We start from the raw sequence: 18994 nt of genomic DNA, 5'->3' as shown, positions 1-18994 counted from the left end.
CGGATGTTCCGCCGCATCGTTTTGTTTTTCATGTTGTTCGGGTCGTGCTTCGTCGTTCGGGCCGGGGTCTCCCCGTCCGGCGGGCCGCAGAGTCCCGCCACTCCCGCTGCCGTCGATTCGCTTTCCCTCCCGGCCGATACGCTCGTCCGGCGCAGGTCGTTCGTCGGGCGGATCATCGACTACTTCGGCAAGTCGGCCGTCGACCGTACTTTCGAGAAGAAGATCGACCTCACCTTCGCCGGGGGGCCTAATTATTCCAAAACCAACAATTTCGGAATCGGGGTGCTGGCCGCAGGGCTTTATCGCATCGACCGCACCGATTCCCTCATCCCGCCCTCCGACGTCTCCGTCTTCGCCACCGTCTCCATTTCCGGTTTTTACTCCGTCGGCGTCGAGGGCAACACGTATTTCCGGCGCAGCCGCAGCAAGATGGATTATCAGGCCATGTTCGTTTCGGCGCCCCGCGATTTGTGGGGCATCGGTTACTGCGATGCGCGCCGCAACCCCGAAACTTCCTACGTCGAGAAGCAGTACAAGGTCCATGCGCGTTACGTCTATCGCGTCCTGCCCCACACTTACGTCGGTTCGCGGCTCAGTTTCCAGCATACCGACGGCACGAAGTTCGACGCTGCGGGCGATAGTTACATCCGTCACCAGAAGCATTCTTACACCCTCACCGGCATCGGCGCCATCGTCGAGTACGATTCGCGCGATTTCATTCCCGGCCCGTGGCGCGGGCTCTACGCCAGTCTCGAAGGGACCATTTTCCCCAAGGCGCTCGGGTCCTGCGAAACTACCCTTTACCGCGCTACTTTCACGTTCGATTGGTACCAGCGTGTTTGGAAAGATTGTACCCTGGCGTTCGATTTTTACGGCGAGTTCAATTCCGCCGCCGCTCCGTGGCCCATGCTCGCCCGCATGGGCGGCAGCCGGCGCATGCGCGGTTATTACGAGGGGCGCTACACCGACAATTGCCTGCTCACGGTCCAGCTCGAATTGCGCCAGCGTATCTGGCGGCGCTTCGGGTGCACGGTCTGGGGCGGTGCCGGCAATGTCTTCAGCGAGCGTTCCGGCGACCGGTTCGATTGGTCGCATACCTTGCCCAACTACGGCGTCGGCCTGCGTTGGGAGTTCAAAAAGCGGGTCAACGTGCGCGTCGACTACGGTTTCGGCCGTAAGACCAGCGGTTTCCTGCTCAGTATCAACGAAGCTTTTTAGTCCATGGCTACTTCTCCGAACAGGCATCGTGTCAGGGTCTGGCGCCATACGCGCAGCCGTTTCACCACCTTGTTGACCGTCTATTTCTTCGTGGCTCTCATCATCCCCAATTGCGTGCTGGCCTGTACCGAGCATTATCCGGCTTGGACGGTCGAGGCCCTCATTCTGCTGCCGTTGGGGTTTTATATGATGTGGAGCGTCCTCCTGCGGCGTTCGGGCATCATGATTTGGTGCGCGTTTCCTTTCATCTTCTTCAGTACGTTTCAGATCGTGCTGCTTTATCTCTTCGGCAATTCCGTCATCGCCACCGACATGTTCACCAACCTCTTGACTACCAATCCCGGCGAGGCGGGCGAGTTGTTGGAGAACATTTATCCCGCCGTGGTGCTCGTCCTGGCGATTTATCTTCCGTTGCTGTGGTTCGCGGCCCGCGAAATCGGGCATAAGCGTTATATTTCCCGCACCGCCCGCATGACTGTCGGGCTCACGGGCGCGTCGTTGTTCGTCCTCGGGGCCTTGGCTTTGTGGCCCGCCTACCATTTCAGCGAGCACAAGCACGTCCTGCGCGACGAGATTTTCCCCGTCAACGCTTTTTATAACATGCGGCTCAGCGGCATCGAGTTCCGCAAGGCCTACCGTTTCGACGATACGTCCGAGGGGTTCTCTTATTCCGCATCGCGGCCCGACCGGGTGCCCGAGCGCGAGATTTACCTATATATTATAGGCGAGGCTTCGCGGGCCATGAACTGGCAGCTGATGGGTTACGGCCGCCCTACCAACCCGCGGCTTTCGCAGGAGAAGGAGGTCGTCTTGTTCCGCAACATGCTCACCCAGAGCAACACCACCCATAAAAGCGTGCCCTTGTTCCTTTCGTCCGTCGGTACCCACCAGCACGAGGAGCTGTTCCGCCGCAAGGGGCTCCCCGCGCTCTTCAACGAGGCCGGGTTCGATACCTGGTTCATTTCCAACCAGTCGCAGCAGGGGGCCATGATCGACCGCCTGGCCCACGACGCCCGGCATCTGGTCTATATCCGTTCTCCGCGCCACGACATGCAGCTGCTCGAAGAGGTGCAGAAAGCCGTCCGCCGGAGTTCTTCGCCGCGGCTGTTCTTCATCCTCCATTGCTACGGGTCGCATTTCAGTTATCATGAGCGTTATCCCCGCGAGTTCGCGCGGTTCCTGCCCGACGACAACGTCTCCATCACGCCCCAGAATGCCCGTGAGTTGTGCAACGCCTACGACAATTCCGTTTGTTATACCGACCACTTCCTCGCCGAGACCATCGCTTACCTCCGTTCGCTCAGCGGCGTGTCGTCCGCCGTGCTCTATTGCGCCGACCACGGCGAGGATTTGCTCGACGACGAGCGGCAGCGTTTTCTCCACGCTTCTCCCACCGCTACGGCTTATCAGTTGTGGGTCGCTTCGCTCGCCTGGTTTTCGCCCGATTACCGCGCCGCGTTCCCCGGGGTCGCCGAGACGGCCGCCGCCAATTCCGACGTTCCCGCCAATACCCACGCCTTGTTCCATACCATGGCGCAGATCGCCGCCATCAGCAGTCCTTATGTCAGGGATTCCGTGTCGTTGGTCAGTCCCGCGTTCGACAGGAGGGCTCCGCGTTATTATCTCAACGACCACAACGAGGCCGTTCCTTATCTTCGTGCCGGGCTTCGGCCGCAGGACTTGGAGGTGTTCCGGAGGAACGGTATTGAGCTCTGAGTTGTTCAAGTTCGCTGCGTTTTCGCCAGGGCATTCCGGAGCCCGTCCGTTTCCTGTTGTCCGGCTGTTCTCCCCGTGTCTTGTCATTCTGAGCATTCTTCTTTCCGCCGCGGCTCTCCTGCCCCGTCATTTTGAGTGCCCCCCCCCTCTTGTCATTCTGAGGAGCTGTAAGCGACGAAGAATCTTTCCTTATATGAAACGTCACCATCCTGTGGAAAGGCGAAGCGCTTATGCCATCCAACAACAAAGGCCGCCCCTCGAAAGGGCGGCCTTTTTGGTTTTCGCTCGGCGCGGGGGCTTATTTCGCAGCCTCTACCGATACCTTGCGGAATTCCTTCATCAGCTTGGAAATTTCCAGAGCCGACTTGCGGGCGCGGGTACCTGCGGCTTTGTTGCCTTTCTCTACCTGAGCGGCTGCGTTAGCGGCGAATACCTCGAACTCAGCATTGATTTTCGTTACCAACTCTTTCATGTCTAATGATTTTTGGGTTTGTTTTCTTCGCAAAGATATAAAAATTATCTAAAATTCCCATCCCGCAGCAAAAAAATAGCGTTTTTTGTGGGAAAAATCGCGTTCTGCGGCTCTCCGGACCCGTTGAATTCCCGTTTTCTGCCGACCGCAGCCGCGTCTCTTCGTCGTTTTGCCGGGGCCTCAGCGGGTGTTTCCGAGTTGCAGATAGCGGGCATAAAGCCGGTCGTAAATCGCATGGCGTTCCGGGTCGGGGCGGTATTCGGCCGAGAATCCGGGGCTCATGGCTTGTTGTGCGGCCGCGACCGACGGATGGATTCCCGCCACTACGGCGGCAAACATGGCCGCTCCCAGGGCGCAGGCTTGGTCGCTGCTCACTACTCGGATAGGCACCCCGATGACGTCGGCCATCGTTTGCATGACGAACGCCGACTTGCGGGCGATTCCTCCGATGGCTATGATGTTGTCTATCGTCACTCCCTCCTCAAGCATCCGTTCGTTGATGGCGCGCGAGCCGAACGCCGTCGCTTCGACCAGCGCCTTGAACAGCGCCGGGGCCGAAGTCGCAAGCGTCAGTCCGTCGAGCGTTCCGCGTGCCCGCGGGTCGGCGTCGGGCGTGCGGCGGCCGTTGTGCCAGTCGAGCGCCACCGGGTCTTCGTCGCTCAGCGGCAGGCGTTCGGCTTCGGCCGTCAGTTCTTCAAGTATGCGTTCTTCCAGCGCCGGGTCGCTTTGCGCTATCCGGCGCAGCGGCCATGCCATCAGCCGGCGGAACCATGCGTATATGTCGCCGAACGCCGCCTGCCCCGCCTCGAATCCGACGTATCCCGGCAGCACCGAGCCGTCGACTTGTCCGCAGATGCCCCGCACGGCCTTGTCGCCGGCTTCGTCGTAGGTGCCCACCACTATGTCGCAGGTCGAGGTCCCCATTACCTTCACCAGGGTCCCCGGTACGATTCCCGCACCGACAGCTCCCACGTGGCAGTCGATGGCCCCCATGCCGATGGCGATGCCCGGTTGCAGCCCCAGCCGCGACGCCCATTCGGCGCACAAGCTCCCGATACGCACATCGCCCGTGACGGTTTCGCGGTACAGATGCCCCTCGAAGATGCCCAGCAGCGGGTCTGCGGCCGTCAGGAACCCGAACGGCGGGAGCCCGCCCCACTCTTCGTGCCACATGGCTTTGTGGCCGGCCACGCAGCGGCTGCGGGCTATTTTCTCCGGCGTGGTGTCGCCCGCCAGCAGGGCGCATATCCAGTCGCAGTGCTCTACCCACGAGTAGGTCTTGGCCCTTAGCGACGGGTCGTTGCGCAGGCAGTGCAGCACCTTGGCCCACACCCATTCGCACGAATAGGTGCCGCCGCAGTAGCGGGTATAGTCGGTCTCCCAGCGTTTTGCTAAATCGTTTAAGCAATCCGCTTCGGCAAGGGCCGTGTGGTCTTTCCACAGCACGAACATCGCGTCGGGATTTTCGGCGAATTCGGGCAGCAGGGCCAGCGGCGTGCCCTGCTTGTCGGTCAGCACGGGCGTGGAAGCCGTCGTGTCGAACGAGATGCCGCGGATGTTGGCGGCCACCTCCGCACCGCATTTCGCCAGCGCTTCGCCGACGCACCGTTCCAGCGATTCGATGTAGTCCAGCGGGTGCTGGCGGTAGCGGTTCTGCACCGGGTCGCAGTAAAGTCCTTGTTTCCAGCGGGGATAGGCGCAGACTGCCGAGGTCATTTCACGGCCGTCGGACGTGTCGACGACGAGGCACCGGACGGAATCGCTTCCGAAGTCGACGCCAATGGCATAGGTCGGGTTCTTCATGTTGTTAAAACGTTTTAGCAATCGAATAAATTTTTAATCTTCTCGAGGTCGGCGGACAACAGCGGCCGGATGACGGCGGCGAGCGCCTGCTCCGGTCCTTGGATATGGAATACCTCCTGCGCGTGGCAGAGCTCGCCGCCCGGCTGTAGGAACGCGGCCGGCGAGGAGGTTTCGATTTCGTAGAAAGGCCCCATCACCTCGCCCGTCTCGGTCGGGCCGTCGTTGTAGGCGTTGACCGCGTCGCCGCCGAACGGGTCGGCCTGCTCGCCCCAACGGCTTTCGACGTAGCGGGTGCCGGGCCGCGAACGGGCATATCTGATTAAGGTAAGGGTTCGGGATGCGGAATCGTAGCTGCCGCAGATACCGCGGTCGCGGCCGCACGGCAGACCGATTTTCGAGCGGAAAGCGCCGTCGATGCGCAGGCAGACCAGCCCCTCGCCCACCGAAAGGCGGTCGGCGGGAACGGTGCCGAAATAATCGCTGTTCACTATCTTGCCCTCGGCCGCTGTGTCGTAAGGCAGGAATACCGTGGTCGAGGGCGACGGCGGGAACATGCCCAAAAGCCAGACGGAGGGAGCACCGCTCTGCGGCGTCCACGGCTCCGAACCCCGATTGGCGATGCGGTTTTCGCTCCGATACCCCACTGCGCACACTCCGGCGGGCAATTCCATTCCGGCGTCTTCGGGCTGCAGGAGCGTTATGCGGCGGTCGATGCCCACCTCGAACCGGGTGCCGGAAGCGTTGCGGAAAACTGCTTCGTGGGTGAAACGCACGTGCTGTGCGCTTTGTTCCGCTATCTTGTAGGGTTCGGTGTCCAGCGCCGCGGGTACTTGCCAGTTGGCGTATTCCTGCGGTGCGCCGGGCGCGAAGTAGAGCGAGAACGGGCCGCCCTCGGGACCGAGCCAGAAGCGTTCTTCGCCGCCTACCGGATTGAACTGCGGCCGCACGGCGCCCGACGCGATGAGCGGACGGTTGAGCCAGCCGAAACTCGTGCCGGCGCGTCCTGCGGCGGTCGAGGTCATCGCACGCCCCTGCCAGCCGGGTACGATACATATCCGGGCGGCACCCTGGGGGCCGGTCAGTTCGAGAAAGCCGATGCTGTGCGCTTTCAGAAAATCGAGGTCTTCGCCGTAGGCAGCCATAATACAAACGGTCCGATTGGAAAAAAGAACGGGAAAAATTTGTTTGTTAAAACGTTTTAATTACCTTTGCAAAGGTAAGAGTATTTCCCGATTTTGCAAAAACAGCGAAGATTATGGCGACACGCAAGGTAACTATCAAGGACATTGCTACGGAAGCGGGCGTATCTATCGCCCTGGTATCGTTCGTGATGAGCAACCGGGACTGCGGGCAGGAGAACTACCGGGTCAACAGAGAGACCGCGCAGCGCATCCTGGAAATAGCCGACAAGCTCAACTACCAGCCCAACAACGCGGCGCGGATGCTCCGCAGCGGCAAGACGAACACCATCGGGGTGATCGTTTCGGACATCTCGAACAAGTTTTTCGCCGACATCGCCCGCTGCATCGAAGACCGGGCCTATAAACATAAGTATACGGTGCTGTTCGGCAGCACGGACGAGAATCCGCAGAAGCTGGAGAACCTGATCGAGGTTTTCCGCAACAAAGGCATCGACGGACTGATCGTGGTGCCGTGCGAGGGTTCGGACGACATCATCCGCAACGTGGCGCAGCAGAACGTTCCGCTCGTGCTGCTCGACCGCGAAGTCGAGGGCGCCGAGGCGAGCAGCGTGGTGCTCGACAACCGCCGGGCCGGGCTTCAGACGACCACGGCCCTGCTCCAGCAGGGATTCACCCGCATCGAAATGATTTCCTACGCCATGTCGCTGTCGAACATCCGCCAGCGCGAGGACGGCTACAAGGCCTGCATGACCCGCGCCGGGCTGGCGGACAATATCCACATCCACCACCTGCGCCACGACAAGCTGAACTGGATGGAGAAAGTGGTCCGCGACGCGAAGAAACGCGGCGTGGAGGCTTTTGTCTTTGCGACCAACACGCTGGCGACCGTCGGACTGACGACGATTTTCCGCAACGGCTGGCGGATTCCGCAGGACTTCGCGATGGCCTGCTTCGACAGCAACGAAGCGTTCGACATCTACAAGACGGCCGTGGCTTATGTGCGCCAGCCTATCGAACGTTTCGGGACCGAAGCCCTCGACCTGCTGATGAAGACCATTGCGCAGAAAGACCGCGCGGAACGTTCTGCGAGCAGTTCGCGGGTGGTGCTGACGCCCGAAATCGCCGGCTACGGCGTGTCGGACAAGGCGGCGGAACCCGCTGAAAAAGAAATGGAAAAGTCGTTGTAACGACTTTTTTTGCCGATTTGCTAAAACGTTTTAGCAAGATTCGCAGGGCAGAAAAAGCTGCAAGATATGGGAGGCAACTATTTTTTTTGAAAAGTTGCTAAAACGATTTAAATAATAAATACGATGATAGACATGAAAATTTGTACCTCTGTATTGACCTGTGCCGTTGTGGCGGCGGGTGCCTTGTTGCAGGTGGGAACGGCAACTCCGGTCCGGGCTGCGGAACCCACGGAGAATCTGGCGGCAGGCGCGTGGATGGCGCTGACGTCGGATGCTCTTTCGGAATCATCCGGCTCGGGAGCGGAAACCCGAGACGGGCAAAACGGCGAACAAAAAACTTCACGGAGCAAGATTCTTCGCGATGCTCAGAATGACGATAGGAACCTAAGACCAAAAAACGAAGATTCGTTGCTGGCCCGAAATGACGCTGCGGAAACGGCAGCCGAAGCTCTGAATTCCCCCCCCCTCTGTCCGGCAGGAAACGTTAGCGCTTTACGCTACAACAATCCCGGGCTGACGGTCGACCTGGGCGTAGGCCTGTGGGGCATTCCGATTCCGTACGACTATGACGGCGACGGAGTGAAAGACCTGCTGGTATCGTGCCCCGACCGCCCCTACAAAGGACTTTACTATTTCAAGAACATCGGCACGGCGAAGAAACCCCTTTTCGCCGCGGCGGTCCGTATCAGCGAAAAAGGGATGAACAACATCCGCCTTTCGGAGGTGGACGGGACGCCCTATGTGCTGTCGAAAGAGACGGAACACCTCGGATTCTTCGAGGCGCCCTATGCTGAGAAACAGCAGATCAAGTATGAGGGCGAAGTGCTGGGCGCGACCTACAAGAAGTCGCGCAGCAACATGTGGAACTACGTGGACTGGGACAACGACGGCGACAAAGACATCGTTGTAGGCATCGACACGTGGGACGATTACGGCTGGGACAACGCATATGATGCGGAGGGGCGCTGGACGCGCGGACCTCTGCACGGCTGTGTGTATCTGCTGGAGAACGTCGGCGGGAACTATGTGAACCGCGGCAAAATCGAAGCCGGGGGAATGCCGATAGACGTATACGGAGCGCCGAACCCCTGCATCGCCGATTTCGACGGCGATGGCGACCTGGACCTGATTTGCGGCGAATTCGTCGACGGGCTGACGTGGTTCGAGAACACGGGGACCCGCAGCGAACCGCGCCTTGCGGCAGGCCGCCAGCTGGCGAACAAGAAAGGCGAAATCCGCTTCCATATAGAGATGATCGTGCCGGTGGTGTCGGACTTCGACGGCGACGGGCGCCCCGATCTGGTAGTGGGCGACGAAGACGGCCGGGTGGCGTGGGTGCGCAACACGGGCAAGGTCCGCAAGGGAATGCCGCAGTTCGGGCAGCCGCTCTATTTCCGGCAGGAAGCCGACCTGGTGAAATTCGGCGCGCTGTCGACGCCCTGCGCATTCGACTGGGACGGCGACGGCAAACAAGACATCATAGCCGGAAACTCGGCGGGCGAAATCGCGCTGATACGCAATCTGTCGGGCGGGGAGAACCCGGTGTGGGACGCCCCGCGGCTTTTCTGCATTGACGGCGAACCGCTCCGCATCCAAGCCGGAGAGAACGGCTCGATACAAGGCCCGGCCGAACGCAAATGGGGCTACACGGTGCTGTCGGTGGCCGACTGGGACGGCGACGGGCTGCCGGACATAATCATCAACTCGATATGGGGCAAAATAGAATGGTTCCGCAACCTGGGAGCCAAGGACGGCCTTGCGCTGGCCCCGGCGCAGCCTGTGCGTGTGGCGTGGGAGGGCGAAGCGCCCAAACCTGCGTGGAACTGGTGGAACCCCGAACCGGGGACGCTGACGACCCAATGGCGCACGACGCCCGTAGCGATGGACTGGAACGGCGACGGGTTGACGGACCTGGTGGTGATGGACCACGAGGGCTACCTGGCCTATTTCGAGCGCTTCCGCACGCCGGAGGACGAACTGCTGCTCAAACCGGGCCGCCGCATTTTCCATGCGACCAACTGCGCGCTGTACAGCGCCAAGAAAGGAGTGCTCGACACCTCGGAGGGACTGCTGCGGCTGAACGACGGCATAGGCGGACAATCGGGCCGCCGCAAGATATGCTTCGCGGACTGGGACGGCGACGGCCGCACGGACCTGATTGTGGACAGCCAGAATGCGGCGTGGTTCCGCAACGTGCGCGAAGAAAACGGCGAAGTGTGGTATGAATACATGGGCAACCTGAGCGACCGTGTGCTGGCGGGCCACACGACCTGCCCCACCCCCGTAGACTGGGACGGCGACGGCCGTCCGGACCTGCTCTTAGGTGCCGAAGACGGGCACTTCCATCTGCTGAAAAACAACGGCTGTCCGGAATAGATTCTTCGTCGCCGATGGCTCCTCAGAATGACAAAGGAGAGAGCTCCTCAGAATGACAAAAGAGAGGGGGGGGCTCCTTGGAATGACAGAGGAATAGGCTCTTTAGAATGAAAAGAGGGGCGCCCGGGATGACAAAGGAAAGAGTTCGGACTGACACGGGGATATAACTTGAAAACAACCCATAAACAAACAACCTGAATGCAAACGACGAAACTGCGGGGCATCATTCCCCCGATGATTACCCCGCTGAAGGGGAACGACTGTCTGGACCGCGAAGGAACGGTCCGCCTGACGGAACATCTGATAAAAGGAGGCGTGCACGCGATATTCATACTGGGAACGACGGGCGAAGCGCAGAACCTGACCTATCGGCTGCGCTACGAATTCGTGAGCCTTGTATGCGAACAGGCGGCGGGCCGTGTCCCGGTGCTGGTGGGCGTGACGGACACGGCGTTCGACGAGAGCGTAAGGCTGGCCGAACATGCGGCGAAGTGCGGAGCCGTGGGCGTAGTGGCCGCCCCGCCCTACTATTTTGCCCCCTCGCAGCAGGAACTGATCGAATACTATACGGCGCTGGCCGATGCGCTGCCCCTGCCGCTCTATCTGTACAACATGCCCTCGCATGTGAAAGTATTCCTGGAACCTGCCACGGTAAAGACGCTGGCGAAACACCCGAACATAGCGGGACTGAAAGACAGCTCGGCGAACATGAACTATTTCCAGACGCTGCTCTACCACCTGGGCGACGACCCGGAATTCTCGCTCTATGTAGGTCCCGAAGAACTGACGGGCGAGAGCGTGCTGCTGGGCGCCGACGGCGGAGTGAACGGCGGGGCGAACATATTCCCGGAACTCTATGTGGGGATGTACGAAGCGGCCGCGGCGCACGACATCGCGCGGGTACGCGAACTCCAACGCCGGATCATGCAAATCAGCACGACCGTCTACACGGTGGGAAAATACGGGTCGAGCTACTTGAAAGGGGTGAAATGCGCCCTGTCGCTTTTAGGCATCTGCGATGACTTCCTGTCGTACCCCTACCGGAAATTCCGCGCGGAAGAACGCACGCGAATCCGGGAAGCGCTCGAAGCATTGGGCGCGAAATGCGTGGGATAACCTATCGAAACGGAAACGACTATGGAAATAACTATACTTGACTACCTGGTATTTTTTGTCTTTGTCGGCGGCGTGGCCCTGTTCGGGTGCAGCTTCTATTTCCGCAGCCGCAAGGGAGCCGCGGCCTTCACGGCGGCGGAAGGCTCGCTGCCGACGTGGGTGGTGGGCATGTCGATATTTGCGACGTTCGTGAGCAGCATCAGCTTCCTGGGACTGCCGGGCGACGCCTACAAGGGCAACTGGAACCCGTTCGTATTCAGCCTGTCGATACCCATAGCGACGTGGCTGGCGGCGAAAGTCTTCATCCCGCTCTACCGCAATGTGAACAGCGTATCGGCCTACCATTATCTGGAACTGCGGTTCGGCTACTGGGCCCGGGGCTATGTGGCGGTGTGCTACCTGCTGACCCAACTGGCCCGCATAGGCTCGATACTGCTGCTGCTGGCGCTGCCGCTCAACACGATGTTCGGCTGGGACATACAGACGATAATCATCTGCACGGGGATCGCGACGCTGATATACACGCTCCTGGGCGGCATAGCTGCCGTGGTGTGGACGGATGCGATACAAGGCATCATACTGATATTCGGGGCGATAGCCTGCGCGGCGATACTGACGTTCACGATGCCGGAAGGTCCGGGCCAACTGTTCGGCATAGCGGCGGCGCACGGCAAATTCAGCCTGGGGAGCTTCTCGCTGTCGCTGACCGAACCGACGTTCTGGGTCGTGCTGATATACGGCCTGTTCGTGAACATGCAGAACTACGGCATCGACCAAAACTACGTACAACGCTACATGACGACCAAATCGACGGCCGAAGCGGTGAAATCGACGCTGTTCGGAGGTCTGCTCTACATACCGGTGTCGCTAGTATTCGTCTATATCGGAACGGCGCTGTTCAGCTACTACACGGCGCAGCCGGAACTGCTGCCGGAGGGCTTGCCGTCGGACCAGGTGTTCCCGTGGTTCATCGTACACGGACTGCCGACGGGCCTGACGGGACTGGTGGTGGCGTCGCTCTTCTCGGCGGGCATGAGCACGATAGCGACGAGTATCAACTCGTCGGCGACCATCGTACTGACCGACTTCGCGAAACGCCTGTCGAAAAAGGAATTCACGGAAAAACGCAACATGGCGACCCTGTACGGAACGTCGTTCGTCATCGGAGCGCTGGGCATCGTGGTGGGCTTGCTGATGATGCGCATAGACGGCATACTGGACGCGTGGTGGAAGCTGGCGTCGATATTCAGCGGCGGGATGCTGGGCCTGTTCCTGCTGGGCGTGGTGTGCCAGCGTGTGAAACGCGCGCATGCCGTGGTGGCGGTGGTGCTGGGCCTGCTGACCATCGCGTGGATGAGCCTTTCGCCGCTTATCAACGACGGCTCGCCGTTCTATGTCCTGCACAGCCCGCTGCACACCTATCTGACCATCGTATTCGGGACGACGGTGATCTTCCTGACGGGATTCCTGCTGACCCGGCTTACCGCTAAACCGACGGAAAAATGAAAAGCCAACTGAAAACCGGCATGCTGCTGTGCGGCGGAATACTGGGCGGAAGCGCGGCGGCGCAAACCGAACAACCGAACATCCTGCTGGTGCTGAGCGACGACCAAAGCGCATTTGCGGTGGGCTGCTACGGCAACGGCGACATCGTGACGCCGAATCTGGACCGCTTCGCGTCGGAGGGCGTGCGCTTCAACCGCGCCTATGCGACCTCGCCGCAGAGCGTACCCTCGCGCGCGTCGATCATGACGGGCCGGAGCCCGGTGGCGGTGAACATGACGCGCTTCAATGTGACGCTGGCGCGCCGCTTCCGTGCATTCCCGGAATACCTGCGCGAAAACGGCTATTACACGGGCGTAGCGGGCCGCGGCTATCATCTGGACGGCGCGGTGAGCGGCCGGGTAGGCAGAATCAAGGAAGTGGAACAATACTACATAGACCACGGCTACAAAACCTTCCCGGAGCGGCTGGACACGTGCATGATTGTGGCCGATGCGCGGAAAGGGGCCTGCCACGGACAAATCAACGACCAGTTCCGCACGTTCATGGCGCGGCGCGACAAGGACAAACCGTTCTTCCTGCAACTCTCCTACTCGGACCCGCACCACCCCTACGATGCGCCGAAACTCCACGACCCGGCGTCGCTGACGCTGCCGGAATTCTATCCGGACACGCGGGCCGTGCGCGAATATCTGGCCGCCTACTACGATGAAATCCATCGGCTGGACTCGGATTTCGGCGAAGTACTGCAATACCTGGACGACCACGGGCTGGCGGAGAACACGATTGTCATCTTTATGGGCGACAACGGAGGAGCGCAGTTCATGGCCAAGGGAACGCTCTATGAGAACGGAATCAAGGTACCGCTGCTGATACGCTGGCCGGAACGGATTCTGGCGGCGGTGACCGATGCGGTGGTGTCGAATGTGGACCTTGCGGCGACATGCCTGTCGGCGGCGGGACTGCCGGTACCTGCCGAGATGGAGGGCGAAAACCTGCTGCCGCTGCTGACCGAAGGCGCAGAACCGGAAGAACGCTATGTCTACTCGGTGCGCAGCTGCCATGCGACGAATTCGCTGCCCGAAGATACGTCGGTATTCGACCAGATGCGCTGCATCGTGGGCGAACGCTACAAACTGATATACAATCTGCTGCCGGGACAGCCGTGGGTGCCGGTGGACTTTGCGAAGACGGAGATGTTCCGCGAACTGGCGCGGATGAACGAAAGCGGCCAACTGGCCCCGCGATTCGGAAAACTCTACTTCTCGCCGACGAGGCCGATGTTCGAGCTCTACGACCTGGAAACGGACCCGCACGAACAACGCAACCTGGCCGACGACCCGGCGCTGCGGAGCGTACGCGACGACCTGATACTGAAACTGACGTACAAGATGATCGAAGACGAAGACTTCGCGACGCTGCCCCACCCGAAAATTTACGAACGGCGGGAAAACCAGCAATGAACCGAAAACCCAATAAAACTACCGAAGAATGAAGAACCCAATCCCGACAGGCCGACATCCGAAGATCGGAATCCGGCCGATTATCGACGGACGGCGCGGAGGAATCCGCGAATCGCTCGAAGCCATGACGATGGGCATGGCCGAACGGGTGGCCCGTCTCTACAGCGAAGAACTCCGCTATGCGGACGGCGCACCTGTGGAATGTGTGATAGCCGACACGACGATAGGCGGAGTGGCGGAAGCCGCGGCGGCGGCCGGGAAATTCCGCGACAACAACGTAGGAGCCGTCGTATCGGTGACGCCCTGCTGGTGCTACGGCGCCGAAACCATCGACATGGACCCGCTGATGCCCAAGGCCATCTGGGGATTCAACGGCACGGAACGCCCGGGAGCGGTCTATCTTGCCTCGGCGCTGGCGGGCCACAACCAAAAGGGACTGCCTGCGTTCGGCATCTATGGCCGTGATGTGCAGGACGTGACGGACGAAACGATACCGACGGACGTGCGCGAAAAACTGCTGCGATTCGGCCGTGCGGCGGTGGCGGTGATGCAGATGCGCGGCAAATCCTACCTCTCGATAGGCTCGGTGTCGATGGGCATTGCGGGCTCGATGCCCGACCCGGACTTCTTCCAGGAATACCTCGGCATGCGCAGCGAAGCGGTGGACTGCTCGGAAATCGAACGCCGGGTGGAACTGGGCATCTACGACAAGGAAGAATTCGCGCGTGCGATGGCGTGGGTGGAGAAATACTGCAAACCCCGCGAAGGCGCCGACTGCAACCCGGAACACCTTGTATATTCCCGCGAAAAGAAAGACGAAGTGTGGGAGTATGCGGTGAAGATGACGCAGATTTTCCGCGACCTGATGCACGGCAATCCGAAACTGGCCGAAATGGGATTCGAGGAAGAAGCGATGGGCCACAACGCCATAGCGGGCGGATTCCAGGGCCAGCGCCAATGGACCGACTTCCGGCCCGACGGTGATTTCGCGGAAGCGGTGCTGAACTCGTCGTTCGACTGGAACGGCATCCGCGAAGCGATTACGTTCGCTACTGAAAACGACACGCTCAACGGAGCGTCGATGCTGCTGCTGCACCTGCTGACCAACCGGGCGCAGCTCTTTGCCGACGTGCGCACGTTCTGGTCGCCGGAAGCGGTCAAGCGCGTGACGGGCCGCAGTCTGACGGGCAAGGCCGCGGGCGGCATCATCCACCTGATAAACTCGGGCTCGTGCACGCTGGATGCGACGGGACGCCAGACGGATGCGGCGGGCAGCCCCGCGATGAAACCGTTCTGGGAAATCGGGGAACGGGAAGCCGAAGCGTGTCTCGAAGCGACGACGTGGTACCCTGCAGGCCGCGAATACATGCGCGGCGGCGGCTTCTCGTCGCACTTCCTGACGCGCGGCGAAATGCCGATGACGATGTGCCGGCTGAATCTTGTGAAAGGCCTGGGCCCCGTATTGCAGATAGCCGAAGGCTGGGCGGTGAACGTGGACGACGAGATATTCGACATCATTAACCGCCGGACCGACCGCACGTGGCCGACGACATGGTTCGCCCCTCGCCTGACGGGCAACACGGCGTTCCGCGACGTCTACGCGGTGATGAACAACTGGGGCGCCAACCACGGAGCCATCAGCTACGGCCATGTAGGCGCTGACCTGATAACGCTGGCTTCGATGCTGCGCATACCGGTGTCGATGCACAACGTAGCGCAGGAAGAACTGTTCCGCCCTACGGCCTGGGCCGCGTTCGGCTCCGAACCCGAAGGCGCCGACTACCGCGCCTGCCGGAACTACGGGCCTCTGTATCGCTGAAAAACCGAAACCTAAAATGAACCCGAACAATGAAAAACATGCTACTTAAAGGATTGTGCCTATGCGCGTTCCTGCTGCCGGGCTACGGCTCGCCCCTACTTTGGGGGCAGAACCCGCGTCCGGCGACGGTCACGGGCGAAGTGCGCGACGAAGCCGGGAATCCCTTGGTCGGCACGGCGGTGCTGGTAGAGGGGACCAACAAGGGCCAGACGGTCGGCGCGGACGGAAAATACGCCATCGAAGCCGGAGCCGGGCAGACGCTTGTATTCTCGATGCTGGGGTACGTGACGGAAGAAGTGCGTGTCGGAAACCGGACGCGCATAGACGTGACGCTGAAAGAAGACTCCAAGATGATCGAAAGCGTGGTCGTGGAAATCGGCTACGGCAACCAACGGCTGGTGGACGTGACGGGCACGGTGAGCCGTGTGAAGATGGAAGACATGGTGAAGGCGCCGGTGGCGTCGTTCGACCAGGCGCTGCAAGGACGTCTGGCGGGCGTTTCGGTCACCTCGTCCGACGGAACCCCGGGAGCGGAAATGGACATCGTAATCCGGGGTGCGAACTCCCTTACGCAGAGCAACTCGCCGCTCTATGTGGTGGACGGATTCCCGATAGAGGACTTTTCGAGCGCGGCGGTCAACACGGCGGACATAGCCTCGCTGACGGTGCTGAAAGACGCTTCGGCGACAGCCATCTATGGCTCGCGCGGAGCCAACGGCGTCATCATCATCGAGACGAACAAGGGCGAAGCGGGCAAACCGAAAGTGACCTACAACGGAACGGTCGGATTCCAGGAAGTGACCAAACGGATGGAACTGATGACGCCCTACGAATTCGTGGTCTACCAAATCGAACGGGCCCCGTCGAACCTGGACCGCTATCTGACCCGGCCGGGCCGCACGCTCGACTTCTACCGCACGCACGAAGGCATCGACTGGCAGGACCGCTTGTTCCGCAGCGCGCTGATGCACACGCACAACGTATCGGTGTCGGGCGGCAACAAACAGATACGCTATGCGGTATCGGGCTCGGTGGTGGACCAGGACGGTGTGATCGACAACTCGGGCTACCGCAAGTATCAAGGCCGCATATCGCTGGACACGAAACTGAACAAACGAGTGAATCTGAGCGTAAACGCCAACTACACCCATGACAGGACCCACGGACAGACCACGTCGAAGTCGCTTGCGTCGGCCAATGCGTATGCCTCCTATCTGATGTACCGCACATGGGCCTATCGTCCGGTCATTCTCAACTCGAAAGACGACGACAGTCTGTTCGACGATGAAAACGACACCAGCGTGATGAACCCCATCATCTCGAACAAAAACGAGAACACGACCAAGAAGACCACGACGTTTCTGTCGAACGCGAAGCTGGTGTGGGAAATCATCGACGGGCTGAAACTGACGGTCCGGGCCGGATACGGCAAGAAGACGGTCCGCCAGGAAGAATTCAACAACTCGCTGACTTTCCAGGGATTCCCGCGGGCCGGAAACAACAAGGGCGTGAACGCGAGTTTCGGCGAACGCGTGCTGGAAGACTGGATGAACGAAAACACGCTGGTCTACAAACGCGAATTCAACAACAAACATAAGTTCGACGTGACGGTGGGCTACACGATGCAAGGCACCGTGTCGTCGAACTACGGATTCGGAACCTCGTACATACCCCACGAATTTCTGGGCATGAGCGGCATGGACGACGGCATACCCTACTCGACGACGGCCGTGCTGTCGGAGAATGCGCTGATGTCGTGGCTGGGCCGTGTGAATTACAGCTACCGCTCGCGCTACATGTTCACGGCCTCGTTCCGTGCGGACGGCTCGTCGAAATTCACGCCGGGAAACCGCTGGGGCATCTTCCCGTCGGGGGCGTTCGCGTGGCGCCTGGGCCAGGAAAAGTTCATGCGCAAACTGAAATTCGTGGACGACGCGAAACTGCGTGTGAGCTATGGCGTGACGGGCAACAACCGCATCGGCGACTTTGCGACCTATCCGTCGCTGACGCAGTCGGACTACTATTCGTTCGGCAACGGGGCCCCCTCGGAAGCGGTCGTGCCGAACAACCTGGGAAACAAAGACCTGACGTGGGAAAGCACCGAACAGATAGATCTCGGACTGGACCTGTCGCTGTTCGGCAACCGGGTGAACCTCACGGCCGACCTCTACCGCAAGACCACGCGCGACCTGCTGCTGAATGCGAATCTGCCCTTCACGAGCGGCTACTCGTCGGTGTACAAGAACGTGGGTAAAGTCCGCAACGACGGTCTGGAACTCTCGCTGAGCACGGTGAACGTGAAGACCCGCGACTTCGAGTGGACCTCGGACTTCAACATCAGCTTCAACCGCAACCGGGTGATGGCGCTGGCCGAAGGGCAGGAAAGCCTGCTCTCGACGGTGGCTTTCACGACGGACTTCAACTCCACGCCGCTCTACATAGCGCGTGTGGGCGGCCCGATGGCGGCGTTTTACGGCATAGCCTGGGACGGGGTCTACGGCTACGACGACTTTGAAGTGGATGCGACAGGTGCCTATGTCCTGAAAAAGAGCGTGCCGACCAACGGCAATGCCCGCGAGACGATACAACCGGGCGACATCAAGTATGCGGACCAGAACGGCGACGGAGTGGTGAACGACCAGGATATGGTCATCATAGGCCGGGCCACGCCGATCCACACGGGCGGATTCAACAACAACTTCACCTACAAGGGTCTGAGCCTGAACATCTTTTTCCAATGGAGCTACGGCAACGACATCATGAATGCCAACCGCATTATCTTCGAGGGAAACTACAACGGGAAGAACATCAACCAATTCCGCTCCTATGTGGACCACTGGACACCCGAAAACCCGACGAGCCGCAATTTCCGCCCCGGAGGCCAGGGCCCGCGCGGCGTCTACTCGTCGCGGACCATTGAAGACGGTTCTTTCCTGCGCCTGAAGACCGTACAGCTGAGCTATACGCTGCCGGAAAAATGGGTGCGCCGGATCCATCTTCACAACGTACAGATATTCGTTTCGGGGCAGAACCTGTGGACGTGGACCCGGTATTCGGGGCTCGACCCGGAAGTGTCGACCCGCAACTCGGCGCTGACGCCGGGCTACGACTATTCGGCCTATGCCCGGAACCGGACCTACATGGCCGGGCTGAAGATTGCGTTTTAATTCAACAACACG

At 60.3% G+C, this 18994-nt stretch carries 12 protein-coding genes; 9 read left to right on the top strand and 3 right to left on the bottom strand.

From position 1 onward, the window contains the following. Positions 1 to 3: 3 nt before the first annotated feature. Both QVG21_RS02880 and QVG21_RS02875 read left to right on the top strand, forming a co-directional pair. On the top strand, positions 4 to 1218 hold the full coding sequence (locus QVG21_RS02880) for a BamA/TamA family outer membrane protein (protein ID WP_287922072.1): 1215 nt from the start codon (positions 4 to 6) through the stop codon (positions 1216 to 1218). A 3-nt stretch (positions 1219 to 1221) separates the two neighbouring features. Then, positions 1222 to 2934: a phosphoethanolamine transferase family protein gene (locus QVG21_RS02875; protein WP_287922070.1), complete on the top strand. Its 1713-nt coding sequence runs from the start codon at positions 1222 to 1224 to the stop codon at positions 2932 to 2934. Between the two features lie 298 nt (positions 2935 to 3232). Here the strand turns inward: QVG21_RS02875 and QVG21_RS02870 are convergent, their stop codons facing one another. From QVG21_RS02870 to QVG21_RS02860, 3 genes are all read right to left on the bottom strand, one after another. Continuing rightward, on the bottom strand, positions 3233 to 3406 hold the full coding sequence (locus QVG21_RS02870) for a BF3379 family histone-like protein (protein WP_251213726.1): 174 nt from the start codon (positions 3404 to 3406) through the stop codon (positions 3233 to 3235). Between the two features lie 180 nt (positions 3407 to 3586). Next, entirely contained in the window at positions 3587 to 5209 is a 1623-nt protein-coding gene (locus QVG21_RS02865) for a ribulokinase (protein ID WP_287922066.1), read from the bottom strand. A 14-nt stretch (positions 5210 to 5223) separates the two neighbouring features. Continuing rightward, positions 5224 to 6351 carry a DUF6786 family protein gene (locus QVG21_RS02860; protein WP_287922063.1) on the bottom strand — a complete coding sequence of 376 codons (1128 nt, stop codon included), beginning with the start codon at positions 6349 to 6351 and terminating at the stop codon, positions 5224 to 5226. A 113-nt stretch (positions 6352 to 6464) separates the two neighbouring features. Between QVG21_RS02860 and QVG21_RS02855 the strand changes: the two genes are divergently transcribed. From QVG21_RS02855 to QVG21_RS02825, 7 genes are all read left to right on the top strand, one after another. Then, a complete protein-coding gene (locus tag QVG21_RS02855; protein ID WP_287922060.1) occupies positions 6465 to 7538 on the top strand; it encodes a LacI family DNA-binding transcriptional regulator in 1074 nt (357 codons plus the stop codon). Between the two features lie 132 nt (positions 7539 to 7670). Continuing rightward, positions 7671 to 9914: an FG-GAP repeat domain-containing protein gene (locus QVG21_RS02850; protein ID WP_287922058.1), complete on the top strand. Its 2244-nt coding sequence runs from the start codon at positions 7671 to 7673 to the stop codon at positions 9912 to 9914. A gap of 198 nt (positions 9915 to 10112) precedes the next feature. Beyond that, positions 10113 to 11030, top strand: a complete 918-nt coding sequence (locus QVG21_RS02845) for a dihydrodipicolinate synthase family protein (RefSeq protein ID WP_287922056.1) — start codon at positions 10113 to 10115, stop codon at positions 11028 to 11030. Positions 11031 to 11051: 21 nt separating this feature from the next. Then, positions 11052 to 12536: a sodium:solute symporter family protein gene (locus tag QVG21_RS02840; RefSeq protein ID WP_287922053.1), complete on the top strand. Its 1485-nt coding sequence runs from the start codon at positions 11052 to 11054 to the stop codon at positions 12534 to 12536. Beyond that, complete coding sequence (locus QVG21_RS02835; protein WP_287922051.1) at positions 12533 to 13996, top strand: sulfatase family protein; 1464 nt, start codon at positions 12533 to 12535, stop codon at positions 13994 to 13996. The genes QVG21_RS02840 and QVG21_RS02835 overlap by 4 nt, the downstream gene beginning before the upstream one ends. Before the next feature lie 28 nt (positions 13997 to 14024). Further along, positions 14025 to 15815 carry an L-fucose isomerase gene (locus QVG21_RS02830; RefSeq protein WP_287922048.1) on the top strand — a complete coding sequence of 597 codons (1791 nt, stop codon included), beginning with the start codon at positions 14025 to 14027 and terminating at the stop codon, positions 15813 to 15815. A gap of 29 nt (positions 15816 to 15844) precedes the next feature. Continuing rightward, positions 15845 to 18982, top strand: a complete 3138-nt coding sequence (locus QVG21_RS02825) for a SusC/RagA family TonB-linked outer membrane protein (RefSeq protein ID WP_287922046.1) — start codon at positions 15845 to 15847, stop codon at positions 18980 to 18982. The last annotated feature ends 12 nt before the right edge of the window (positions 18983 to 18994 follow it).

Origin of the sequence: Alistipes sp. UBA6068 (assembly GCF_949428155.1) — a bacterium.
Taxonomy (GTDB): domain Bacteria; phylum Bacteroidota; class Bacteroidia; order Bacteroidales; family Rikenellaceae; genus Alistipes; species Alistipes muris.
Note: the sequence above shows the minus strand (reverse complement) of the source record. Positions and strands in the feature narration are given on the sequence as shown.